The 22,309-nt window shown below is 66.0% G+C and carries 23 protein-coding genes; 15 read left to right on the top strand and 8 right to left on the bottom strand.

The genetic code is table 11. The features are described from left to right. Complete coding sequence (locus RZE79_RS08120) at positions 1-702, bottom strand: TetR/AcrR family transcriptional regulator (protein WP_319359787.1); 702 nt, start codon at positions 700-702, stop codon at positions 1-3. A 152-nt stretch (positions 703-854) separates the two neighbouring features. Between RZE79_RS08120 and RZE79_RS08115 the strand changes: the two genes are divergently transcribed. The 3 genes from RZE79_RS08115 (at position 855) to RZE79_RS08105 (ending at position 4,803) form a co-directional block, all read left to right on the top strand. After that, positions 855-1,913: an SDR family oxidoreductase gene (locus RZE79_RS08115; protein WP_319359785.1), complete on the top strand. Its 1,059-nt coding sequence runs from the start codon at positions 855-857 to the stop codon at positions 1,911-1,913. A 16-nt stretch (positions 1,914-1,929) separates the two neighbouring features. Continuing rightward, the gene (locus RZE79_RS08110) at positions 1,930-3,186 is read left to right on the top strand and encodes a prolyl oligopeptidase family serine peptidase (protein WP_319359783.1); all 1,257 of its coding nucleotides are present in this window, start codon (positions 1,930-1,932) and stop codon (positions 3,184-3,186) included. 126 nt (positions 3,187-3,312) lie between these two features. Next, positions 3,313-4,803 (top strand): nucleobase:cation symporter-2 family protein, encoded by a 1,491-nt coding sequence (locus RZE79_RS08105; RefSeq protein ID WP_153285518.1) that lies wholly within the window; start codon positions 3,313-3,315, stop codon positions 4,801-4,803. A 17-nt stretch (positions 4,804-4,820) separates the two neighbouring features. On the opposite strand, the gene RZE79_RS08100 is transcribed toward RZE79_RS08105, so the two are convergent. After that, the gene (locus RZE79_RS08100) at positions 4,821-5,678 is read right to left on the bottom strand and encodes an aldo/keto reductase (protein WP_319359780.1); all 858 of its coding nucleotides are present in this window, start codon (positions 5,676-5,678) and stop codon (positions 4,821-4,823) included. A 272-nt stretch (positions 5,679-5,950) separates the two neighbouring features. Here RZE79_RS08100 and RZE79_RS08095 point away from each other — a divergent pair, with 272 nt between their 5' ends. The 11 genes from RZE79_RS08095 (at position 5,951) to RZE79_RS08045 (ending at position 17,216) form a co-directional block, all read left to right on the top strand. After that, positions 5,951-7,042 carry a tartrate dehydrogenase gene (locus tag RZE79_RS08095; protein ID WP_319359778.1) on the top strand — a complete coding sequence of 364 codons (1,092 nt, stop codon included), beginning with the start codon at positions 5,951-5,953 and terminating at the stop codon, positions 7,040-7,042. Positions 7,043-7,224: 182 nt separating this feature from the next. After that, positions 7,225-8,175, top strand: a complete 951-nt coding sequence (locus RZE79_RS08090; protein WP_099795676.1) for an ABC transporter permease — start codon at positions 7,225-7,227, stop codon at positions 8,173-8,175. Next, positions 8,172-9,056 carry an ABC transporter permease gene (locus RZE79_RS08085; RefSeq protein WP_319359775.1) on the top strand — a complete coding sequence of 295 codons (885 nt, stop codon included), beginning with the start codon at positions 8,172-8,174 and terminating at the stop codon, positions 9,054-9,056. The genes RZE79_RS08090 and RZE79_RS08085 overlap by 4 nt, the downstream gene beginning before the upstream one ends. A 6-nt stretch (positions 9,057-9,062) precedes the next feature. Continuing rightward, complete coding sequence (locus tag RZE79_RS08080; RefSeq protein WP_319359774.1) at positions 9,063-10,055, top strand: ABC transporter ATP-binding protein; 993 nt, start codon at positions 9,063-9,065, stop codon at positions 10,053-10,055. A gap of 8 nt (positions 10,056-10,063) precedes the next feature. Next, the gene (locus RZE79_RS08075) at positions 10,064-10,876 is read left to right on the top strand and encodes an ATP-binding cassette domain-containing protein (RefSeq protein ID WP_319359772.1); all 813 of its coding nucleotides are present in this window, start codon (positions 10,064-10,066) and stop codon (positions 10,874-10,876) included. A 54-nt stretch (positions 10,877-10,930) separates the two neighbouring features. After that, positions 10,931-12,424: an ABC transporter substrate-binding protein gene (locus RZE79_RS08070; RefSeq protein WP_319359770.1), complete on the top strand. Its 1,494-nt coding sequence runs from the start codon at positions 10,931-10,933 to the stop codon at positions 12,422-12,424. 7 nt (positions 12,425-12,431) lie between these two features. Beyond that, positions 12,432-13,832 (top strand): amidase, encoded by a 1,401-nt coding sequence (locus RZE79_RS08065; RefSeq protein ID WP_319359768.1) that lies wholly within the window; start codon positions 12,432-12,434, stop codon positions 13,830-13,832. 25 nt (positions 13,833-13,857) lie between these two features. Further along, positions 13,858-15,306, top strand: coding sequence for an aldehyde dehydrogenase family protein (locus RZE79_RS08060; protein WP_319359766.1), 1,449 nt, complete (start codon positions 13,858-13,860; stop codon positions 15,304-15,306). 9 nt (positions 15,307-15,315) lie between these two features. Further along, positions 15,316-16,209 (top strand): NAD(P)-dependent oxidoreductase, encoded by an 894-nt coding sequence (locus tag RZE79_RS08055; protein ID WP_319359764.1) that lies wholly within the window; start codon positions 15,316-15,318, stop codon positions 16,207-16,209. Between the two features lie 219 nt (positions 16,210-16,428). Next, complete coding sequence (locus RZE79_RS08050; RefSeq protein WP_319359762.1) at positions 16,429-16,755, top strand: hypothetical protein; 327 nt, start codon at positions 16,429-16,431, stop codon at positions 16,753-16,755. 17 nt (positions 16,756-16,772) lie between these two features. Beyond that, a complete protein-coding gene (locus RZE79_RS08045; RefSeq protein ID WP_319359760.1) occupies positions 16,773-17,216 on the top strand; it encodes a hypothetical protein in 444 nt (147 codons plus the stop codon). A gap of 22 nt (positions 17,217-17,238) precedes the next feature. Here the strand turns inward: RZE79_RS08045 and RZE79_RS08040 are convergent, their stop codons facing one another. From RZE79_RS08040 to RZE79_RS08025, 4 genes are all read right to left on the bottom strand, one after another. Further along, positions 17,239-17,634: a hypothetical protein gene (locus RZE79_RS08040; protein WP_153285532.1), complete on the bottom strand. Its 396-nt coding sequence runs from the start codon at positions 17,632-17,634 to the stop codon at positions 17,239-17,241. 586 nt (positions 17,635-18,220) lie between these two features. Then, positions 18,221-18,373, bottom strand: a complete 153-nt coding sequence (locus RZE79_RS08035; protein ID WP_319359758.1) for a hypothetical protein — start codon at positions 18,371-18,373, stop codon at positions 18,221-18,223. Beyond that, positions 18,370-18,624 carry a hypothetical protein gene (locus RZE79_RS08030; RefSeq protein ID WP_153285534.1) on the bottom strand — a complete coding sequence of 85 codons (255 nt, stop codon included), beginning with the start codon at positions 18,622-18,624 and terminating at the stop codon, positions 18,370-18,372. The genes RZE79_RS08035 and RZE79_RS08030 overlap by 4 nt, the downstream gene beginning before the upstream one ends. 299 nt (positions 18,625-18,923) lie before the next feature. After that, entirely contained in the window at positions 18,924-19,586 is a 663-nt protein-coding gene (locus RZE79_RS08025; protein WP_319359755.1) for a tRNA-uridine aminocarboxypropyltransferase, read from the bottom strand. 147 nt (positions 19,587-19,733) lie between these two features. Here RZE79_RS08025 and RZE79_RS08020 point away from each other — a divergent pair, with 147 nt between their 5' ends. Beyond that, positions 19,734-20,429, top strand: coding sequence for an NADPH-dependent F420 reductase (locus tag RZE79_RS08020; RefSeq protein WP_153285536.1), 696 nt, complete (start codon positions 19,734-19,736; stop codon positions 20,427-20,429). Positions 20,430-20,481: 52 nt separating this feature from the next. On the opposite strand, the gene RZE79_RS08015 is transcribed toward RZE79_RS08020, so the two are convergent. Next, on the bottom strand, positions 20,482-20,754 hold the full coding sequence (locus tag RZE79_RS08015; protein WP_319359753.1) for a hypothetical protein: 273 nt from the start codon (positions 20,752-20,754) through the stop codon (positions 20,482-20,484). A 447-nt stretch (positions 20,755-21,201) separates the two neighbouring features. Further along, positions 21,202-22,089, bottom strand: a complete 888-nt coding sequence (locus tag RZE79_RS08010) for a LysR family transcriptional regulator (protein WP_062472076.1) — start codon at positions 22,087-22,089, stop codon at positions 21,202-21,204. Positions 22,090-22,309 lie beyond the last annotated feature (220 nt).

Below are 22,309 nucleotides of genomic sequence, written 5' to 3'. Positions count from 1 at the left end.
TCAGCGTTGGGGCTTGGCTTTCGCCGGGCGCTTCTTGGGCGCGCGCGGAGCAGGGTCATCCGGCGCGACAGCGACCTCTTCGAGGCGTTCCGCACTTGCAATCAGTCCGCGCAGGAACACCATGATCAGCCGCCCCGAGGGATCGGGGCGCGTGCTCATGCGCTGCAATGCCAGCCCGTGCGACAGGGCCATGAAGGCTGCGGCCAATTCTTCCGGTGGGGCGGGCAGCATGCGCCCGAGCTTGTCGAACAACTGACCGATCACGCCGCCGATTTCGGACCGGTGCCGGTCCCACACCTTCTTGTATTCCTGCGCGAAGCTTTGACTGCGGTTGGCATGCAGCTGAAGCTCGATGGACAGCATGCACCAGTCGGCATCGTGATTGAGTGTGGAAGCCCAGGCTTCCAGTTCGGCAAGCATCTGCTCGGGCGCTTGCCGTTCGTCGCCCATGGCCTTGAAAAGCTGTAGTGCTTCCGCTTCCATGTGCCGGCGCAGCAGTTCCAGCAGGACGTCTTCCTTGCTCGAAAAGTTCGAATAGAAGGCGCCTTGGGAGTAGCCCGCCTTGTCCGCGATGTCGCGGATCGACGCGCCCCCATAGCCGTTCGACACAAACAGCTGCTGCGCGGTTTCGATCAGGCGCTCGCGCGTCTGCGCCCTGCTTTCCTCGCGGGTCAGGCGCGTTTTGGCTGTCGTCGGGATCATGGCCGAAAAGATATCACATGAACTTTGGATAGCAGCTGGCCGTCTTTCGCCCGCTCGGCGCGCAGCCCGGAAGTCACTTTCAAATATCACTTGATATTCAGGAATGGCAACGCTACATTCAAAACTCGTTTGATTTTTGAAATTCGATTGATATGGAAAAATCCAAGGCGCTGAGGACCGCGTTCGTCACCGGCGCGACCGGCCTTCTCGGCAACAACCTCGTGCGCGAACTCGTCGCGCGCGGCGTCTTCGTCAAGGCCCTTGTTCGCTCGAAGGCCAAGGGCCAGCAGCAGTTTGCGGGGGTGAAAGGCGTCGAGCTGGTGCTGGGCGACATGGCCGATGTGCGCGCGTTCTCCCGCGCGCTGCAAGGGTGCGACGTGGTGTTCCATACCGCCGCGTTCTTCCGCGACAACTTCAAGGGCGGCAGCCACTGGGCAGAGCTCAAGCGCATCAACGTGGACGGCACCCGGCAGCTCATCGAGCAGGCCCACGCGGCCGGCATCCGGCGCTTCGTGCAGACCTCGTCCATCGCGGTGCTGAACGGCGAGCCTGGCGTGCCCATGGACGAGACCTGCCTGCGCGACCTGGCGGATGCCAGTGACGACTACTACCGCAGCAAGATCATGGCCGACCAAGTCGTGCTGGCCTTTCTGGGCACGCACCCGGACATGCATGCGACCTTTGTCCTGCCCGGATGGATGTGGGGGCCGGCCGACATCGGGCCCACCTCGTCAGGACAGTTCGTCAACGATGTGGTGCTCGGCAAACTACCCGGGCTCGTGCCCGGCAGCTTTTCCGTTGTCGATGCCCGCGACGTGGCGCAGGCGCAAATCTCTGCCGCGGAACACGGCCAGCGCGGCGAGCGCTACCTGGCAGCCGGCCGCCACATGACGATGCAGGAATTGGTGCCCCTGGTCGGAAAGATCGCCGGCATCCGCACGCCGACACGCCACCTGCCCTTTCCGCTTCTGTACCTGCTGGCGGCGGTGCAGGAACTCTATGCGCGGGTCACCGGCAAGCCCATCTTGCTCAGCCTGGCCACCGTGCGGCTCATGCGCAAAGAGGCGGGGCGCAGCCATTTCAATCACACGAAGAGCGAGCAGAAGCTTCAACTGAAGTTTCGCCCCGTCGAGCAGACCGTGGCCGACACGCTCGCTTGGTACCGCGGCAATGGCTGGCTGCCCGGTGTGTCGACCCGAACCGAATCCTGAACGAAGAAAAAAGACCATGACAAACAGATCGATCCTGAAACTCTCGACAGCCCTCGCAGCTGTTCTTTGCATCGTGGCAGCGCCGCAAGCCTCCGCGGCCCCAAGTCCTCCGGCCGCCAAGGCCGCGCCCAGCATGGCCGAGTTCTGCAGCAAGGGGCAGGCCGCGTATCCGGACGGCATCGCCCGCATGCACCCTTCGTTCAAATTCAACATCTGCTGGTGGCTCGAGGATGCCGGCATCGAAGCACGCACCTTCGACGACATCGCCGCAGCGCTGCCGGAACACACCGGGCCGTCGCAAGCGGTCTGGCAGGCGACGTTCAACACGCCCGCCCAACTGCACCTGGAACGCGCCCGCGCATTCGAAGCACAAGCCAACAACGCCGCCGCATCGGCCGAGTACAAGAAGGCCGCTTTCTACCTGCGGATGAACCGGCTTCCCAAGCGTGTGCCCACGCCCGATCTGCAGGCGACCGAGCGCGCCCATGCGCTGCTGGGAAAGCCACTGCAACGCATCGCATTCAAGGCCGGCGCGAAAGAATTCACCGGCTACTTCCGTGCCCCGCCCGCACGGCCGGGCCGCAACGAGAAGCTGCCGGTGCTGGTGATTCTGGGTGGCCTCGACAACCTGAAGACCGAGATGATCCGGCACAGCGATTACTTCATGAGTCGGGGCTTCGCCACCTTCATCGTGGAGAACCCGGACACCGGCGAGAACCCGCTGGCGTTCCGTCCGGAGTCGCACGTGATGTTCGACGCCGTGGCCGACTACATCAAGACCCGCAGCGACCTGGACACGAGCCGGGTGGCCGTCTACGGCTGGAGCATGGGCGGCTACCTGGGAACGCTCGGCGGGCTGAGCAACGACTTCTACAAAGCCGTCGTCAATGTGGGCGGCCCCAGCGATGTGAGCTTTGGACAAGCGCACTGCAAGGTGGCGCCGGCCTGGATCGTCGCGCCCTACACCGTGTTCGCGAACATGAATCCGCAGACCACGCCGCGCGAAACGATGTGCGCGTACTACGAAGCCTTCCAGCTCTCACGCCAGTTGAAGAACCCCACCGCGGTGCAGCTGCGCAAACCCATCCTCATGGTGAACGGCGCGCTCGAAGACCTTGTTTCCAGAGACGAGCCGGCCGCGCTTGCTGCGCTCGGCTTCAACGTGACGCAACTGGTCTTCGGGGAAGACGGCCACACGGCGGAATCGAACATGAGCGAGCACTTCGAGTTCACGGCGAACTGGCTCATGCGACGACTGAAGATGGGAGACTGATTCGGGTTTACCTGAATCTGGATTGCCGCATAAATTGTATACAGTTTCGCGTACACAACTGGTGTGCGCGACGGACCTCCGGCGCGCATCACTGCTCCGTTCCCCTCGCCGCGCCAGGAGACAACGATGACGGCAGATTCCCTTTCCAGCAACGTCCATCCCGTGGACCAGCGCCTGCCTTCGGGCAAGCTCGCGGCCCTCGGCCTGCAGCACGTGCTCGTGATGTACGCAGGCGCCGTCGCGGTGCCGCTCATCGTGGGCCGTGCGCTCAAGCTCTCGCCCGACGAGGTCGCGCTGCTGATCTCGGCCGACCTGTTCTGCTGCGGCATCGCCACGCTGATCCAAGCGCTGGGCGCCACGCAGTGGTTCGGCATCAAGCTGCCCGTGATGATGGGCGTGACCTTCGCTTCGGTGGCGCCCATGGTCGCCATCGCCAACGCCAACCCCGGGCAGAACGGCGCGCAGCTGCTGTTCGGCGCCATCATCGGCGCGGGGGTCATATCGATACTGATCGCACCGCTGGTGAGCCGCATGCTGCGGTTCTTTCCGCCGGTGGTCACGGGCACGATCATCGCGGTCATCGGCATCAGCCTGATGCGCGTGGGCATCAACTGGATCTTCGGCAACCCCGTAGGCCCGACGGCGCCCGCGCTGGTCGACCCGGTGTACGCCAAGTGGCTGGCCGAGGTCACCTCGCCGGGCAGCTCGATTCCTGCGGTGCCCAAGGGCTTCGCGATCATGCCCACCGTGCCCAACCCCAAGTACGCCGATCTGTCGGGCTTCGGCGTGGCCGCGCTGGTGCTCGTGTCGATCTTGCTGATCGTGAAGTACGCCAAGGGCTTCATCGCCAACATCTCGGTGCTGCTGGGCATCGTGATCGGCGCGGTGGTGGCATCGATCACCGGCCTCATGACCTACGAGAAGGTCGGCAAGGCCGCCTGGGTCGACGTCGTGCTGCCCTTCCATTTCGGCATGCCGCTGTTCGACCCCATCCTCATCCTGACGATGACGCTCATCATGATCGTCGTGATGATCGAATCAACCGGCATGTTCCTCGCGCTCGGCGAAATGACCGACCGCAAGATCAGCCAGAAAGACCTGGCCAAGGGCCTGCGCACCGACGGCCTGGGCACGCTCATTGGCGGCATCTTCAACACCTTCCCGTACACCAGCTTCTCGCAGAACGTCGGCCTCGTGGCCGTCACCGGCATCAAGAGCCGGTACGTCTGCGTGGCCGGCGGCGTGATCCTGATCGTGCTGGGCCTGCTGCCGAAGATGGCCGCGCTGATCGAGTCGCTGCCCACCGTGGTGCTCGGCGGCGCGGGCCTCGTGATGTTCGGCATGGTGGCCGCCACCGGCATCCGCATCCTGTCGGGCGTGGACTTCAAGACCAACCGCCACAACGCCATGATCGTCGCCGTGGCCATCGGCGTCGGCATGATTCCGCTGATCGCCCCCAACTTCAAGCAGTGGATGCCGCATGCGATTCACTCGCTGATCGAGTCGGGCATCTTGCTGGCGTCGATTACCGCCGTGCTGCTGAACCTGTTTCTCAACGGTGCGAAGCACGACGAAGAGGCGGTGATCGCGGCGGCCAAGCACGCCGACGCGCACTGAGCCGAACCGTGCGCTGACTAGATCATCGCCAACGGCGTCTTGCGCTTCGGCACCGGATAGATCCGGTCCAGCGCCGCCAGGGTCGTCGCATCGAGCTGCAGCTCGGCGGCGGCCATGTTTTCTTTCAGGTGCGCACTGCGCACCGCCTTCGGAATCGCCGCCACGCCCGGCCGCGCGATGACCGCGGCCAGCGCGAGCTGCGCGGCGCTCACGCCGAGTTCCGCAGCGAGCTTGCCCAGCGCCTCGTCGCCCGCCAGCGCGCCCTGGTCGATCGGGCTGTAGGCCATGAGCGGCATGCCGCGTTCGCGCTGCCAGGGCAGCAGGTCGAACTCGGGGCCGCGCTCGCCAAGCGACAGGTACACCTGGTTGGCCGCGCAGGCCGGGCCTTGGCCGACGACCTGCGCCAGCTCCCGCATGTCGTCGGTGTCGAAGTTGCTCACGCCCCAGTGGCCGATGCGGCCGGCCGAGACCAGTTCGTGCATGGCCTCGACCGTGTGCGCCAGCGGGTGGTTGCCGCGCCAGTGCAGCAGGTACAGGTCGATGTGCTCCAGCCCCAGCCGCGCCAGGCTGCGCTCGCAGGCTTGGCCCGTGCCGCGGCGGCTCGCGTTGTGCGGGTAGACCTTGCTGACGACGAAGAGCTCGTCGCGCCGCACGTCGCCCGCGCGCAGCGCCTCGGCCACGGCCTGGCCGACGACCGTCTCGGCGCCACCCTCGCCGTACATCTCGGCCGTGTCGATCAGGCGGTAGCCCAGGCCGATGGCCTCGCGCACCGCGGCCACCTCGGCCGCGTGGCGGGTGGCGTCTTCGCCCATGCGCCAGGTGCCGAGACCGAGAACCGGCATCTCGCCGCCGGTGGGGAGTGAAAGTGTTCGCATGGGCACGATCGTACGCAGGCCCTCGGGGCGGGTGGCCGGGTGCGGGTTTTCCGCCCCGGCGCCTTCTAATTTTTCGAAGATCAAGTCAGTTTGATGACCACCAACTGCTGATCTTCCGCCGTGTTTCGACGTTTTGGCCTTCGCATATTGTCAACACCCCGTGGGTGCCAACCCCCATCACGCGCACCCCACCCGCTCCTAGAATTTTTTGACGGCCCGGTGTCACAAGCGTCGGCGCTTTTTTCGAAACGGTTCAGGAACAGGTTGAGTCAATGCAGCAGAAGCAAAAGCACAGGATTGCCGTCATTCCCGGAGACGGCATCGGCGTCGAGGTCATGCCCGAGGGCCTTCGGGTGCTCGACGCGGTGGGTCGGCGCTTCGGCATCGATTTCGCGTACGACCATTTCGACTGGGGTTCCGACCACTACGTGCGCACCGGCCTGATGATGCCGGCCGACTGGGCCGACAAGATCCAGGGCCACGACGCCATCTACTTCGGCGCCGTGGGCGACCCCGCCAAGGTGCCCGACCACATTGCCGTGTGGGGCCTGCTCATCAAGATCCGCCGCGACTTCGACCAGTACGTCAACCTGCGCCCCGTGCGCCTGATGCCCGGCGTGCCCGGCCCGCTGGCGCATCGCAAGCCCGGCGACATCGACTTCCTGGTCGTGCGCGAGAACACCGAAGGCGAATACACCTCCGTGGGCGGCCGCCTGTTCGAAGGCACGCCGCGCGAAATGGCGATCCAGGAAGCCGTCTTCACCCGCGTGGGCGTCGACCGCATCATCGACTACGCGTTCCAGCTCGCCAACCGCCGCAAGCGCAAGAACCTGGTGGCCGCCACCAAGTCGAACGGCATCTCCATCACCATGCCCTACTGGGACGAGCGCCTGGCCGAGATCGCCACGCGCTACCCCGACGTGGCCACGAGCAAGTACCACATCGACATCCTGTGCGCGCACTTCGTGCAGCACCCCGACTGGTTCGACGTGGTCGTGGCCTCCAACCTGTTCGGCGACATCCTCTCCGACCTGGGCCCGGCCTGCACCGGCACCATCGGCATCGCGCCCAGCGCCAACCTGAACCCCGAACGCAAGTTCCCCTCGCTGTTCGAGCCCGTGCACGGCTCGGCCCCTGACATCGCCGGCAAGGGCATCGCCAACCCCATCGGCCAGATCTGGTCGGCCGCGCTCATGCTCGACCACCTGGGCAACGACGACCCCGTGTACGCACAGGCCTCGGCCGCCGTGCTCTCGGCGATCGAGACCGTGCTCAGCGAAGGTCCGCGCACGCGCGACATGGGCGGCACCGCCAACACGGTGGACGTGGGGCGTGCGATCGCCGAGTGCATCACTTCGGCATGACGCCGCCCGGCCTTCCTCCTTGCGTTAGACGAAACGCGCTGCGTCCCCGTGCTCAGGGCACTGGGTGCTTCCCGCAGCGAAATAAAGGAGGAGGCCGCAGGCCGGGGGACATTCGCGGAGGGAAGTACCCGGTGTCCTGTGCACGCGCCCTGAACCGCAACGCCAACCGGAGCCACTGAACCATGGGCCTCTTCCTGCTCAAGCGCACCCTGACGCTCCTCGGCACGCTGATCGGCGCATCCGTCATCGTGTTCCTGGTGCTCGAAATCCTCCCGGGCAACGCAGCGCAGATGCTCATGGGCCCCGACGCCTCGCCCGACGCTGTCGCCGCCCTGGCCACCAAGCTCGGCCTGGACCAGCCCGCGTGGACCCGCTACTGGCACTGGATCGCCGGCATGCTCACCGGCAACCTCGGTGACAGCTACGCCTACAGCTCACCCGTCATCGACCTGATCCTCGAGCGCTTAGCCCTCACCGTGCCACTCGCCGTGATGGCGATGAGCCTGACGGTCGTCATCGCACTGCTCGTCGGCGTGACAGCCGCCGCCCGCCACAACAAGCTCGGCGACGTCGGCCTCATGAGCATGGCCCAGGTCGGCATCGCCATTCCCAACTTCTGGTTCGCGATCCTGCTGATCCTCGTGTTCTCTGTGCAGCTGCAGTGGTTCTCTGCCGGCGGCTTCGAGGGCTGGGGCGAAGGCATCTTCGCGGGGCTCAAGTCGCTGCTGCTGCCGGCCTTGTCGCTGGCGGTGGTGCAAGCGGCGATCCTCGCGCGCATCACACGCTCGGCTGTGCTCGAAGTGATGCGCGAAGACTTCGTTCGCACCGCGCGCGCCAAGGGTGTCTCGCAGCGCATGGTGCTCTGGACCCATGTGCTGCGCAACGCAATGATCCCGGTCATCACCGTCATGGGCATGCAGTTCTCCGAGCTGCTGGCCGGCACCATCGTGGTGGAGAACGTGTTCTACCTGCCGGGCCTGGGCCGGTTGATCTTCCAGGCCATCAGCAACCGCGACCTGATCGTGGTGCGCAACTGCGTGATGCTGCTCGCCGCGATGGTCGTCATCGTGAACTTCGTGGTCGATGTGCTCTATGCCGTCATCGACCCGCGCATCAAGGCGAGCGACATATGAGCGCCATCCTCTCTCCCCTGGCGCCCGCTTCTGCCGCGCCCGTCGCGCCCGGCTTCTGGCGCCGTGCGATCAAGCACCGCAGCTTCGTCATCGGCGGCGTCTTCGCGCTGCTGCTGTTGCTGGCTGCGTTGATCTCCTTCGTCTGGACGCCCTGGTCCCCGTATGCGATGGACATGGCGAACAAGATGCAAGGCCCTTCGGCCACGCACTGGCTCGGCACCGACGCCTTTGGGCGCGATGTGGCCTCGCTGCTGCTGGTGGGCGCACGCGCGTCCATCCTCGTCGGCGTGATCGCCGTGGGCATCGGCCTTGTGGTCGGTACCGCGCTGGGCCTGCTCGCTGCGGCGAGACGCGGCTGGGTCGAAGAAGCCGTGATGCGGCTGTCGGACTTCACGCTCGCTTTCCCCGCGATCCTCTCGGCCATCATGATGACCGCCGTGTTTGGCGCGGGCATCGTCAACGCCATCGTCGCGATCGGCATCTACAACATCCCGACGTTTGCGCGTATCACACGCGCCTCGGCCAACGCCATCTGGTCGCGCGAGTACGTCGCTGCCGCGCGCGCCTGCGGCAAGGGCAGCTTCGCAATCACCATGCAGCACGTGCTGCCCAACATCTCTGCCGTGCTGATCGTGCAGATCACCATCCGCTTCGCCATCGCGATCCTGGCGGAAGCGGCGCTGTCGTACCTCGGCCTCGGCACGCAGCCGCCTCAGCCGTCATGGGGCCGCATGCTCAGCGAAGCCCAGACCCTCATGTTCCAGCAACCGCTGCTGGCCGTCTTCCCGGGCATGGCCATCGCCTTCGCGGTGCTCGGCCTCAACCTGCTGGGCGACGGTCTGCGCGACCTGCTCGATCCGCGCCTGGCCCGCGCAAGGTAGACCGCCATGCCCCTCCTCGAAGTCAACGACCTCCACATCGGCCTGCAGACGCAACGCGGCCCGGCCGAAGCCGTGCGCGGCATTTCCTTCTCGCTGGAGCGCGGCGAAACGCTGGGCATCGTCGGCGAATCAGGCTGCGGCAAATCGATCACCGTGATGTCGCTCATGGGCCTGCTGCCCTCCACTGCCAAGGTCACGGGCAGCATCAAGCTCGACGGCCAGGAACTCGTCGGCCTGCCCGAGAAGCAGCTGTGCCATTTGCGCGGCAACCGCATCGGCATGATCTTCCAGGAGCCGATGACGGCGCTGAACCCGGTGCACACCATCGCGCGCCAGGTCGGCGAGCCGCTGATGCTGCACCGCGGCCTCACCAGGGCGCAGGCGCGCAAGGAAGCGCTCGACCTGCTCGACCGCGTCGGCATCCCCGACGCCGCCTCGCGCCTCGACGCGTACCCCCACCAGTTCTCCGGCGGCCAACGCCAGCGCATCGGCATCGCGATGGCGCTGGCCTGCGGGCCCGACCTGCTGATTGCCGACGAACCCACCACCGCGCTCGACGTGACCATCCAGAAGCAGGTGCTCGACCTGATCCAGAGCCTGGTCAAGGAGATGGGCATGGCCCTGATCCTCATCTCGCACGACCTCGGCGTGATCGCCAGCAGCGTGCAGCGCATGCTCGTGATGTACGGCGGCAGCGCGGTGGAAAGCGGCCCGACCGACGCGGTCTTTGCTGACCGCGCCCACCCCTACACGCGCGGCCTGTTCGCGGCGCGCCCCGCGCTCGGCGCCGTGCGCGCGGGCCGGCTGCCCACCATCCGCGGCAGCGTGCCCGAGCTGGTCGACATTCCGCGCGGCTGCGGCTTCGCGGGCCGCTGCGACTTCACGACCGACGCCTGCCACACCACGAAGCCGCCGGTGGCCCGCCAACCCAACGGCCATGCGGTGAGCTGCCTGCACCTCGACGCCGTCGCCGCGCACGCCGCGCTGGCCGCCGCATGAGCACCCCGATGACTTCGACGTCTTCCTCAACCCCGCTGCTCCAGGTGACCGACCTCGTGCGGCACTACGCCCTGCCGCGCGAAAAGCTCTTCGGCCCGCCGCCCACCGTGAAGGCACTCAACGGCGTGAGCTTCGAGGTGCAGGCCGGCAAGAGCCTGGGCATCGTCGGTGAATCGGGTTCGGGCAAGTCGACCATCGCGCGCCTCGTGATGGCGCTGGACACGCCGACCTCGGGCAGCGTCGCGCTCGAAGGCCGCAACCTGCACACACTCTCGAAGGCCGACCTGCGCACGGCGCGGCGCGACTTCCAGATGGTGTTCCAAGACCCGTACGGCTCGCTCGACCCGCGCCAGACCGTCGCGCGCATCGTCGCTGAGCCGCTCGAAGCGCTGGCGCAAACCAGCCGCGCCGAGCAACGCGAGCGCGCATCGGAAGCGCTCTCGGCCGTCGGCCTGCGCACCACCGACCTCGACAAGTACCCGCACGAGTTCTCCGGCGGCCAGCGCCAACGCATCGCGATCGCACGTGCGCTCATCACGCGCCCCAAGCTCATCGTGGCCGACGAGCCCGTGAGCGCGCTCGACGTGTCCGTGCAGGCCCAGGTGCTCAACCTCATGCAGGACCTGCAGCAGCAGTTCGGCATCAGCTACCTGCTCATCAGCCACGACCTTGCGGTGGTCAACCACCTGTGCGACGACGTGTGCGTGGTGTTCAAGGGCCAGATCGTGGAACGCGGCGAGCCCGCCGAACTTTTTGCCCACGCGCAACACCCATACACACGCACCTTGCTGTCGGCCGTGCTGCACACGCCGTCCCGATAGGCCCGATCGGTCTGAACCGATCGCCCTGCTTTTGTCTTCCAGGAGAACCACAGAATGTTGAAGCGTCGCACCCTCATGGGCACCGCCATCGCCGCCGCGATCCCCGGCGCCTTTCCGCTGTTCGCGCAGGCCCAGACCGGCAAGAACATGCTGACCATCGGCATGCCGCTGGAACCGCCGGGCCTGGACCCGACGACCGCCGCCGCCTCGGCCATTGCCGAGATCGCGCACTACAACATCTTCGAGACGCTGACCAAGATCAACGCCGACGGCAGCGTCACGCCGCTGCTGGCCGAGAGCTGGACCGCGTCGACCGACCTCAAGACCCACACCTTCAAGCTGCGCAAGGGCGTGAAGTTCGAGAACGGCGAGGCCTTCGACGCGGCCGCCGTCAAGTTCAGCTTCGAGCGCGCGGCCGGCGAGAAGAGCACCAACAAGGACAAGCGCTTCTTCAGCGAGATCAGCCTGAAGGCGCCCGACGCCGACACCGTGGTCATCAGCACCGCACAGCCCAACCCCGACCTGCTCTTCATGCTCGGCCAGGCCACCGCCTGCATCGTCGAGCCCAAGAGCGCCGACACCAACGCCACCAAGCCCGTGGGCACCGGCCCCTACAAGCTCGACAGCTGGCAGCGCGGCTCGGCCTGTTCGCTGGTCAAGTCGCCGACGTACCGCAACCCGGCGCTGGCCAAGGTCAACAAGTTCGTCTTCAAGTTCATGTCCGACTCGGCCGCGCAGACCGCCGCGCTGATGGCCGGCGACATCGACATCTTCCCGCGCGCCGGCACGCGCAGCGTGGGCCAGTTCCGCGCCAACCCGCGCTTTCGCGTGCTCGAAGTGGGCACGCGCAGCAAGGTGATCCTGGCGATCAACAACAAGCGCAAGCCGCTGGACGACGTGCGCGTGCGCCGCGCCATCCTCGCCGCAGTGGACCGCAACGTGGTGATCCAGGGCGCGGCCGACGGTTTCGGCAAGGCCATCGGCAGCCACTACCCGATCGGCGCGCCGGGCTATGTCGACACCACCGCCATCAACCCCTTCGACATCGCCAAGGCGAAGAAGCTGCTGGCCGATGCGGGCGTGAAGACGCCGCTCGAACTGCGCATGACGCTACCGCCGCCTTCGTACGCGCGCCAGGGCGGCGAGGTGATCGCGGCCCAGCTCGCGGCCATCGGCATCAACGTGAAGATCCAGAACGTCGAATGGGCCCAGTGGCTCAGCGGTACCTTCGGCGGCGGGCACGATTTCGACCTGAGCATCGTTGCGCACGTCGAACCCTTCGACCTCGTGAAGTACACCGAGCCCGACTACTACTGGGGCTACGACTCGAAGAAGTTCCGCGACCTGTACGCCTCGGTGCAGAGCGAGCCCGACGAGAAGAAGCGCAACGCGCTGCTCGGCGAGGCGCAGAAGATGCTCGCGAACGATGCCGTCAACGGCTTCCTGTTCCAGGCCGTGTTCCCCACGGTCGCGCGCAAGGAAGTGAAGGGCCTGTGGCCGAACATGCCGATCGTCGCGAACGACCTGGCAGCCATCTCGTGGGGTTGATGCAGTCATGACGAAGCCTTTGTATGCCCTGGGCGTGCAGGAACTGCACGCGGCCTACGCCGCCAAGGAACTCTCGCCGGTCGAGGTGACGCGCGCGGTCAACGAACGCATCGCGGCCTGCGAGCCGCAGCTGCGCGCCACCTGGTTGTTCCGCCCCGAAGCCGCGCTCGAACAGGCGCGCGCCTCCGAAGCGCGCTGGCTCGCCGGCACGCCACGCGGCACGCTCGACGGCGTGCCCGTGACCATCAAGGAAAACCTCGCGACCGAGGGCGACCCGATGCCGCTGGGCACCGCCGCCTACGAACTCGTGCCGATGACGTACGACTCACCGCCCGCCGCGCGCCTGAAGGCCGACGGCACGGTAATGGTGGCCAAGACCACGATGCCCGACCTGGGCATGCTGTCGTCGGGGCTGTCGAGCTTTCACGACCTCTCGCGCAACCCGTGGGACACCTCGCGCACGCCGGGCGGTTCCAGCGCGGGCGCCGGTGCAGCCGCCGCTGCTGGCTACGGCCCGCTGCACGTGGGCACCGACATCGGCGGCTCGCTGCGCCTGCCGGCCAGCTGGTGCGGCATCTTCACGCTCAAGCCCAGCTTCGGCCGCATTCCGCTGAGCTCGCCCTACATGGGCCGCTGCGCCGGCCCGATGACACGCACCGTGGCCGACGCGGCGCTGATGATGGCGTCGGTCGCGCAGCCCGACGACCGCGACTATTCCGAGCTGCCGGCACCCGGCATCGACTGGACGGCCTTCGAAGTCGATCCGTCGTTCTTCAAGGGCAAGCGCGTGGCGCTGCACATGGACGCGGGCTGCGGCCTGCCACTCGATCCGCAGATCGCCCAAGCCATTCGCGATGCCGCGAAGCGCATCGAAGCGGCCGGCGCACACGTCGAAGAAATCCCCGCCTTCATGACGCCGAAGATGCTGGAAGGCATGGACCACTTCTGGCGCATGCGCTCGTGCCTCGACATGCAGGCCATGAGCGCCGAGCAGCGCGCGAAGATCCTGCCGTACATCCGCGAATGGGCCGAGAGCGCCGCCGGCTTTTCGGGCGCGCACGTCTTCGACGGCTACAGCCAGTTCGTCGCCACGCGCGCGGCCACGGTCGCCGCCACCAAGGCGTACGACTTCGTGATCTCACCGGTGTCGCCGAACATGCCCGCGCCCGCGGACCACGCCTCGCCCACCAACGACCCGATGCGGCCGCTGGAGCACATCGGCTTCACGGTGCCCTACAACATGTCGGAGCAGCCGGCGGCGTCGGTCAACTGCGGCTACTCGGCCGAAGGCCTGCCCATCGGCCTGCAGGTGGCGGGACGCCGCTTCGACGACCTGGGCGTGCTGCAGTTCAGCCGCGCCTTCGAGCAGATTCGCGACGCACAGAAACCCTGGCCGGAACCGACTTGATCCGCCACACGGAGACACACCTTCCATGAACGCCACCCACTACATCGACGGCCGCCGCGTGGCGTCCGAAGCCGACGCCACCATCGACGTGATCGACCCGAGCGACGGCCAGAAATTCGGCGCCATCGCACGCGGCACGGCCGCCGACATCGACGCCGCCGTGCGCGCCGCGCGCCAGGCCATGGGCGAGCACTTCGACGGCCCCTGGGGCGCCACCACCGCGCTCGAACGCGGCCGGCTGCTTGCCAAGCTCGGCGCCGCCGTGATGCAGCACCACGAAGAGCTGGCCCAGCTCGAGGCGCGCGACACGGGCAAGGCGCTGCGCGTGGCGCGCAACGACGCGACCGCGCTGGCGCGCTACTTCGAGTACTACGCCGGCGCCTGCGACAAGCTGCACGGCGACACCCTGCCCTACGAGCGCGGCTACACCGTGCTGACCGTGCGCATCCCGCACGGCGTGACAGGCCACATCATTCCCTGGAACTACCCGATGCAGATCGCGGGCCGCAGCGTGGGCGCCTCGCTCGCCGCGGGCAATGCCTGCGTGGTCAAGCCGGCCGAAGACGCGAGCCTGTCGCTACTGCGCCTGGCCGAGATCGCGACCGAAGTCGGCTTTCCGGCCGGCGCGCTCAACGTGGTGACGGGCTACGGCAAGGAAGCCGGCGCCGCGCTGTGCGCGCACCCGGGCATCGACCACATCTCGTTCACCGGCTCGACCATGACCGGCCGCAGCGTCGGCCTGGCCGCGGCCGAACGCCACTGCCCGGTGACGCTGGAGCTGGGCGGCAAGTCGCCGCAGATCGTGTTCCCCGACGCCGACCTCGACGCGGCCGAGCCCGTGCTGCTCAACGCCATCATCCAGAACGCCGGCCAGACCTGCTCGGCAGGCAGCCGCGTGCTGGTGGAACAGTCGGTGTACGAAGAGGTCGTGCAGCGCCTCGCCAAACGCTTCACGGCCGTGCGCGCGGGCACGCCCGCCGAAGACCTGGACATGGGCCCGCTCATCAACGAGAAACAGTTCCGCCAGGTGCGTGACATGGTCGCGACCGCCGAGGCAAGCGGCATGAAAGTGGCAGCGCGCGGCACGGTGTCGCCGCAGGCGCCGTCCACCGGCTACTACCAGGAGGCCGTGCTGTTCCGCGATGTGCCGCACGACAGCGACCTGGCCCAGCGCGAGGTCTTCGGCCCCGTGCTGGCCGTGATGCCCTTCGCCGACGAGGCCGAGGCCGTGCGTCTGGCCAATGGCACGGACTTCGGCCTGGTGGCCGGCGTGTGGACCCGCGACGGCGCGCGCCAGTTGCGCATGGCGCACAAGCTGCATTGCGGCCAGGTCTTCGTCAACAATTACGGCGCGGCGGGTGGTGTAGAACTGCCGTTCGGCGGCGTGAAATCGAGTGGCTTCGGCCGCGAGAAGGGCTTCGAGGCCCTGCTCGGCTTCACGACCCTCAAGACCATCGCCATCAAGCACGGATGAAGACAACCCATGACCACCACTGAACAACAACAAACCCCGCGCAAGGTCGGCCTCGTCGGCGTCGGCCTCATGGGCCACGGCATCGCCAGCAACATCGTCAAGCACGGCCACCAGCTCACGGTGCTGGAGCACGCGGGCAATCAGCCGATCGACGACCTGCTGAAGGCCGGCGCCACGTCGGTGAAGGACGTGGCCACGCTGGCCGCGCAGGTCGACGTGCTCATTCTCTGCGTCACCGGCACGCCGCAGGTCGAAGCCGTGATGCTCGGCGACCAAGGCGCGCTGACGACCCTGCGCCCCGGCACCGTGGTGATCGACTGCTCCACCGCCGTGCCCGCCTCCACCGCCAAGGTGGCCGAGGCCGTGCACGCCAAGGGCGGCCGCTTCCTCGACACGCCGATGACCCGCACCGCCAAGGAAGCCGCAGAAGGCCGCCTGAACCTGCTGGTGGGCGGCGACGCCGAGGTGCTGGCCTCGTGCCTGCCGCTGCTGCGTTGCTTTGCCGAGAACGTCACGCACGTCGGCGATGTGGGCGCAGGCCATGCGATGAAGCTGCTGCACAACTTCGTCTCGCTGGGCACCGTGGCGCTGCTGTGCGAGGCCGCGGCCTGCGCGCAACGCGCCGGCGTGAAGCCCGAAGTGTTTGTCGACGTGCTCGCCAAGGGCGGCGGCAACGGCGTGGCGTTGGAACGCCTCAAGCCCAAGCTGCTGACGGGCAGCACCGATTCGCTGAAGTTCTCGATGGCGAATGCGAAGAAGGATTTGGGGTACTACAACGACATGGCGGAGCAGTCTTCTTCCAGCCATGGCATCGCGCAGGCTGTCGATGCTTTGCTGGCCCATGGTGTCGAGACCTTCGGGCCGGATCGCATGGTGCTGGATCTGGTTGAAGCACTGCGCTGACATTCTTCGGGGTGCGGGCACGGGACAAGCAGAATTCTGAAGGGCCGGCGTCGGCCATGACCCGACGTTCATCAGCGGTGCTCAGTTCGCCCTAAAGCACCCGGCCGGGTCGAAAGAATTTCTGGAACGGGTCCCCAAAATTGCCCATGGAAGCGGCGCGGGGGATGACCATAAATGGACGATGTGGCAATCGTAGGCTAAAGGTTCAAATCCGTATTCATGGCAAATATCCCCTTTTCCCGCGCGAACGCATCGCAGCGAACGCACAGTGTCCCCTTGCGTTTGATCGAGCAGGCATTCGGCCGCGATGAAGTTGATTCGGCCTGCGACGAGATTCTGGCTGCCGCACGCACCGCTTGCAGTGCTCGGCAGCTGAGTTGCAGCTTCTCTTTCGAGTGCGAACACCCCAACCCGTGGTACCACGCCGTGGCTGTCGTCATCGAAGGCATGCAAGATCAAGAGTACGAGCAATTTTTGTTGGCACTCGCCAGGCTCGGCTTGGTCGAAGCGGGCCGGGCGACAGACTGTAGCCGACCAGAACCGTAAACACAGGAGGAAATGCAATGGGACTACTTTCAGATTTCTTCGTTGCGAGCGAAGAAGAAGCCACGCACTACGCGGACCGGATGAACGAGGACGATCAGGGCAAGGCCACGGCATCGCATGTGCGCCCGGCTGCGTACAAGGGCCTCACCGACCTTGAAGTAGGCACTCTGTGGGCCATCCTGGAAGGGAAGGAATGGGATGCCGACCTGCACGAGTTGGAAGATGAAGGGGATGGCGACGACGAAGGCGACGCCTGGCTCTTTCGGTTCCCAGATCGGCTGGTCCAGCTTCTTGCTCACGCCGAACACTCGGCACTTGAGTCCGCATTGCATCCATGGGCCGCAACCGAGGAGCTTCAGGTCGATGCGGACGAACTGCGACCTGTGGTGTTGGATCTTCAAAGACTCGCCAAACAGGCCATTGCAGAACAGAAATCGGTGTATCTATGGGGTAGCTTGTGAACACCTCTCGGGTCTCTCACCATCACTCGAACCGTATCTCGGCCACGGTCGGCGCATTCGGCTCCCGGGTCTTGGCATTCGCAATGGCGCCGTCTTTTTCGTTCCTGAACCAGTAGCGGCACCCGGTTCGAGAAATCATGGTCACGCACATCGAGCCGTCGGTGTTGAGAACCCACGTGCCCGACGCCTTGCCAGGCCCGCTCTGGTTGGCAAAGTCGACGCGGCCGTCTGAATAGAACTGCCAGCGCGAGACCATGCCGCTCGACAGATTGCTGGAAACGATGGGCTTGCCGATCAAGGTGGTCTCGATCTCGGCTTTGCTCAGGAACATGCGGCCATGGATGGGTGCGGGCTCCTCGGAGATGGCGGGCACGGCGGCAATGCACAGCAGCGTGCGAATGGCGTAGCGGGTGAACATGACATTCCCCTCTGACGTAGCGCAGCCGGCGTGCGTTCAGCCGTGCGCGTGCGTCCAAGCGCTGGGTTGGCCTGTCGGTAACGCCCCATGGCGTTACATGGCATTAACTAAAAAGCGCTACTTTTCTGCGCGCTGGGTACGGCCGGTGCACGCGAACGAGGCCTGCTTCTTCCTGCGCTCCATGGCCACACCGGAAGGCCGTGGCCCGAGATCGAGACGAGGAAGGCGGCGTTCTTTTTCTGTGACGACACGACGTGTGCTCCGAGGGCCCCTCGGCAAGGTGGCCGAAGGGCGTGGTGGGGTGGCTTGTGCAGACGCTTGGGCAGCGCGCCAGCGACGCCGCAAGAGCACTGTGAAGGCAACTGCGGCGTTGCTTGTATGGCGCTGTGTCGTGTGTACGGCGCTTGTAAGCGGCCGGTTGCTTTCCGCGCAGATGTGACCCAAGTTTCGGTTGAAGCTCAGCCCTCCCCATACCTCGGAATGCTGGCTTGCGGTCCAGTGCATCGGCACGCGAATCGTTGAAGCCCCGGCTTCAGAGTCGGGCCGACACGTGCGGCTCGGGTCGGTCGGAGTCAACTGATCACGCTTACCGACACAGCTCGGCCAGGAGCGGTCCTTCGGCGTCGCCGCCATGCAGGCGTTTGTGAGTGGGCCAGGAGAACTGCGCCGCACGGACAACCGACAGCGGGCTCGTCACCACCGGCACGCAGGTCGCCAGGCGCGTAGACGACGTGTTCATCGATCAGGGCCTCTCGCACCAATCAGATCGCGCACGGCAATGGCCAGCACCAAAAGCGCCAAGCCGGCGGCGGTCAGGGTTGCCGCCGTGTAGAAGCCGATCAGGGCCCAGTAAAAGACGGGCTGCTCGGCTGCAACGATGTCAGGTCCTTTGCGGTTGTTGAGCACCCCGGTGCGCAGGCTTTCCACCACTTCGGTCGCTCCCATAAGGCAACCCCAGCCGATCAAGGCCGCGACGGCGAGGGCCTGCATTGACTGTAGCCACGGCCGTCGGCGGCTCGGGGCATCCGGACGGCCCGTCACGTGCTCACTGCGTTGGCAAAGGTCAAGCGATTCCCAAAGGTATGCCGCACTGTCACCTCACGCGTGCACCAGGTCACGAGGCAGATGGTTCGGGGCAATGTCTTAGGCATGGGTTCGCTGATGCTGGCGGGAAAAACGACTTTACTCGAATGTCCTCTTTCGAATTTAGCGGCCGGCTGCTTCGGGCCCCAATGCGCCGACGTGGCGACAGGCTACAGTCGGCCAAAACCAGCCATTTAGCTGGTCACTTAAATGAAACCCGTAACCCTTGGTCGAGGGCGGGACTTGTCGGTTTGCGCGTTTCGCTGCCCGCCAGCCTGCTCCAAGTACTCTACAAACCCGTCGAAGGCATTCAACAAAGGCTGGAACCTCGCCGCATCGCCTTCCAGTTGGCACAAGGCGTAGCAGGTCGCCTCCAGCGTGGACAGTTGGTCGGGCCCATGGGCTTTGCGGATACGGTAGTGCGAAGGCGGCAGGTTGCGCAGGGCCAAGCGGGGCAACTGTTGAAGTGGCGGGCTTTGGTAGAGCATCTTTCGGCTTTTGCGCCAGGTGCCGTCCAGCACGACCAGGCGCAGGCGCGACGGTGGTTGCGACCACTCGGGCGGTACCGGGGGTGGGAGCCGCAGGTCCGGGGCGGTATCTTGCAGACTGTCCGGGTACAGCAGCAGCGTGTGCTTGCCGTCCTCCGGCCAGACGGGCACGGCAAATGCCTCACCCACCACCAAGCGGCAGTGCGCCAGGCTGAGGTGCAGCAGGCGGGCACTGCCTTTGGCCTGGTGTACCTCCAGCGGGTGCTGCAGCACCAGTACCTCCACCGCGTGGGCGGTGGGCGCGACCCAGCGGCAAATGCAGGCGCTGAGCGGGCGCAGGCAAGCGGTGCACTGGGGGCGTGGGACCAAAGCGGCGGACATGGATGAATTTTATTCAGCGTGCCTGATCAGTTTGGCAGGGCATGCCACCCTTGCGGCTGTGCAAGCATGGTCGGCCGTCTTGACCCTGTCAGCTGTCGGGAACGCCGTCGTTCGAATAATTGCCATTTTTGAATGAGGAATCTCAAGATGAACATTGGAATCATTGGGTCGGGCAACATTGGCAGCACACTCGCCCGCAACCTCAAGGCCTTGGGCCACGAAGTGCAAATTGCGAACTCGCGGGGACCGGCCACGCTCGCGGCTTTCGCGGCCGAGACTGGGGTGGTGGCTGCAACGGTCGAGCAAGCGTCAGGTGCTGCGGACTTGGTCATCATCGCCATCCCGCAACTGGCGGTCGCCGACCTTCCCCATGACGTGCTGCGCAAGAACCCTGCTGTCGTCGTCGACGCAGGCAACTACTACCCCACCCGTGATGGTGTCGTGGCGCAGGTCGAGCAAGGGGCCACGGACAGCGAATGGATTGCTTCGGTAGTGGGCAGGCCCGTCGTCAAAGCCTTCAACAACATCCTGGCTGAGAGCTTGGCGACACGCGGCCACTCGGGTGGAAGCGCCGGACGCATTGCACTTTCAGTTGCCGGCGACAACACTGAAGCCAAGCACCTTGTACAAGACTTGGTCCGCGAGTTGGGGTTCGATGCCATTGATGGCGGAACACTCGCTGAATCGTGGAGGCAGCAACCCGGAACCCCCGCGTACTGCAAAGACCTGAACGCCGCGCAACTCAAAGAAGCATTGGCAAGCGCGAGCAAGACGGAGATACCGAGCTACCGCAAAGCCGCTGATAGCGCCGCGGCACCCTACCTGACGCCTTTCAAGGGCTGAGTCCCGAGGGCCATTCGCGATGCCCCCCTTCCCGCAGCCCGCAGCTCTGCCGCTAACTGCCGGCCTCAGGCGCTTCGCGTCGCGCCCTCTCACTCGCCTGAAACAACGCCCCCGCCTTGCGCGCCAGTTCTGCCGCAAGCCACAGCAGGTTGTCCAACTGCCGGGGCCCTTCGCCGCTGCACCAGTCGATGTCTTCCCCGTGGCAGACCCACAGCAGGGCTTCGAGTTGGGCGAGTGTGTTTTCGAGGAGGTTCGCCGGGTCTTGGTGGGCGATTCCGTCGGGGGATACCGGCGTGCGAGGCCGGGCTATAGTCTTGGTAGCCATTTTTGTGCGGTCCTTTCGAGGGTGTTGCACGTCTTTGGTTAGACGGCTGGGGTGCTCGTAACACCCCGGCCGTCGCCTTTTGATACCTCGCATTTGCATCGCTGCTTTCGCACCGACAACCTGCCGCGAGGCAAGCAGCCTTTCAACATTTCAATGGCTGTGTGTGTGGCGTCTTCCGAGTCCCCTTGGTGGGGTTTTGAGTGGCAGGGGCAGCTACTTTAGAGAAGAGCCCGGCGCCGTGCCGACTTCGTGCGGCACGAAGTCGCGAAGCGCGCCAACAAATGCAGCTTCCGCAACGCGCCATGCGGTCCGCAGCTGCGCTCCACACGCTCACGTCGATGGGGTGCCTTGCGTAGCGAAATCAAGGAGGAGGGGCGAAGCCCCGGGGGACATTCGCGGAGCAAGGCTCCCCGTCGGCGGGAGCGCCGCCCTGAATGAACCTGAGCCTTACGGCATCCCGCGCGCCAACAGATGGTCCACCAACCGACGCTGCGGAAAACTCAACGCCTCCTGCCGCGTGCACAGGTACATGCGACGTGAAGCCCACGCATCGGTGAGGTTGATGAAGCGCAGCTTCATCTCCTTGCGGTAAGTCACCGCCGCCCCCTCGGGCAGGATGCCCACGCCCATGCCTGCTTCGATCATCCGGCACACGGCCTCGAAGCTCTTCACGCGCACACGCAGCCGCAGCACCTTGCGCGCGCTCATCGCGGCGTCTTCCATGGTGCGTGAGATGGCCGAGTCGTCTTCGAGCCCCACGAAATCGAAGTCGAGCAGTTCTTCGAACGACACCTCGCGCCCGCGCCACGGATGCTTCTGGCGCACGATGGCCACGAGCCGGTCGGTGCGGTACGGAATGAAGTGCAGCGCCGGGTCGACCGCCTCGCTGGTGATCACGCCCACGTCGGCCTGGCGGTCGCGGATGGCCTGCACGATGTACACGCTGCGGTGCTCTTCGACGCTCACGCGGATCTCGGGGTAGCGCAGCCGAAAGCTCGCCACATCGTCGGGCAAGAACTGCCCCATCGCCGACGCGTTGGCATGCAGCCGCACGCGGCCGGTGGCGCCCTGCGCGTAGTCGGACAGGTCGGCGCGCATGCGGTCCACGTCGCGCAGGATCTGGCGCGCATGCATCGCCAGCGACTCGCCCGCGCCCGTGGGCGTCACGCCCTTCGAGGTGCGGTTGAGCAGCCCCACGCCGAGCTGGCTCTCGAGGATGGCCAGGCGCCGGCTCGCGGCCGACAGCACCATGTGGCTCTCGGCGGCGGCCTTGGACAGGCTGCCGTGCTCAATGGCGCGCAGGAACAGCGCCAGCGAATCCAGGTCGGGTCTCATCAGGTCCTCGGTCGATCGGGCGGACATTGTCGGGCCTGGGCGCTGGCGCCTGCGTGGCCGAAGGCCTTTCGGTGAATCGACTTCGGCGGCGACGAATCTTCCGGAATGCGGGTTTCTCCCGCGAAACGAAGAAGCACTTTCGGGTCGGGGTGCGAAAGAATCGTCGCTGTCTCGGCGGCAACCCCGGCGAGGCGTTTCGCGGGCCGGCCCTCTACCGGGG

The organism is Variovorax sp. EBFNA2 (assembly GCF_033802765.1).
GTDB lineage: Bacteria > Pseudomonadota > Gammaproteobacteria > Burkholderiales > Burkholderiaceae_C > Variovorax > Variovorax paradoxus_H.
The sequence above is the reverse complement of the archived record's forward strand: the minus strand, read 5'-3'. Positions and strand labels throughout refer to the sequence as shown.

Coding starts and splice junctions, on each gene's coding strand:
- RZE79_RS08120 (WP_319359787.1), bottom strand. CDS start 702: ATGATCCCGACGACAGCCAAAACGCGCCTGACCCGCGAGGAAAGCAGG.
- RZE79_RS08115 (WP_319359785.1), top strand. CDS start 855: ATGGAAAAATCCAAGGCGCTGAGGACCGCGTTCGTCACCGGCGCGACC.
- RZE79_RS08110 (WP_319359783.1), top strand. CDS start 1,930: ATGACAAACAGATCGATCCTGAAACTCTCGACAGCCCTCGCAGCTGTT.
- RZE79_RS08105 (WP_153285518.1), top strand. CDS start 3,313: ATGACGGCAGATTCCCTTTCCAGCAACGTCCATCCCGTGGACCAGCGC.
- RZE79_RS08100 (WP_319359780.1), bottom strand. CDS start 5,678: ATGCGAACACTTTCACTCCCCACCGGCGGCGAGATGCCGGTTCTCGGT.
- RZE79_RS08095 (WP_319359778.1), top strand. CDS start 5,951: ATGCAGCAGAAGCAAAAGCACAGGATTGCCGTCATTCCCGGAGACGGC.
- RZE79_RS08090 (WP_099795676.1), top strand. CDS start 7,225: ATGGGCCTCTTCCTGCTCAAGCGCACCCTGACGCTCCTCGGCACGCTG.
- RZE79_RS08085 (WP_319359775.1), top strand. CDS start 8,172: ATGAGCGCCATCCTCTCTCCCCTGGCGCCCGCTTCTGCCGCGCCCGTC.
- RZE79_RS08080 (WP_319359774.1), top strand. CDS start 9,063: ATGCCCCTCCTCGAAGTCAACGACCTCCACATCGGCCTGCAGACGCAA.
- RZE79_RS08075 (WP_319359772.1), top strand. CDS start 10,064: ATGACTTCGACGTCTTCCTCAACCCCGCTGCTCCAGGTGACCGACCTC.
- RZE79_RS08070 (WP_319359770.1), top strand. CDS start 10,931: ATGTTGAAGCGTCGCACCCTCATGGGCACCGCCATCGCCGCCGCGATC.
- RZE79_RS08065 (WP_319359768.1), top strand. CDS start 12,432: ATGACGAAGCCTTTGTATGCCCTGGGCGTGCAGGAACTGCACGCGGCC.
- RZE79_RS08060 (WP_319359766.1), top strand. CDS start 13,858: ATGAACGCCACCCACTACATCGACGGCCGCCGCGTGGCGTCCGAAGCC.
- RZE79_RS08055 (WP_319359764.1), top strand. CDS start 15,316: ATGACCACCACTGAACAACAACAAACCCCGCGCAAGGTCGGCCTCGTC.
- RZE79_RS08050 (WP_319359762.1), top strand. CDS start 16,429: ATGGCAAATATCCCCTTTTCCCGCGCGAACGCATCGCAGCGAACGCAC.
- RZE79_RS08045 (WP_319359760.1), top strand. CDS start 16,773: ATGGGACTACTTTCAGATTTCTTCGTTGCGAGCGAAGAAGAAGCCACG.
- RZE79_RS08040 (WP_153285532.1), bottom strand. CDS start 17,634: ATGTTCACCCGCTACGCCATTCGCACGCTGCTGTGCATTGCCGCCGTG.
- RZE79_RS08035 (WP_319359758.1), bottom strand. CDS start 18,373: ATGAACACGTCGTCTACGCGCCTGGCGACCTGCGTGCCGGTGGTGACG.
- RZE79_RS08030 (WP_153285534.1), bottom strand. CDS start 18,624: ATGCAGGCCCTCGCCGTCGCGGCCTTGATCGGCTGGGGTTGCCTTATG.
- RZE79_RS08025 (WP_319359755.1), bottom strand. CDS start 19,586: ATGTCCGCCGCTTTGGTCCCACGCCCCCAGTGCACCGCTTGCCTGCGC.
- RZE79_RS08020 (WP_153285536.1), top strand. CDS start 19,734: ATGAACATTGGAATCATTGGGTCGGGCAACATTGGCAGCACACTCGCC.
- RZE79_RS08015 (WP_319359753.1), bottom strand. CDS start 20,754: ATGGCTACCAAGACTATAGCCCGGCCTCGCACGCCGGTATCCCCCGAC.
- RZE79_RS08010 (WP_062472076.1), bottom strand. CDS start 22,089: ATGAGACCCGACCTGGATTCGCTGGCGCTGTTCCTGCGCGCCATTGAG.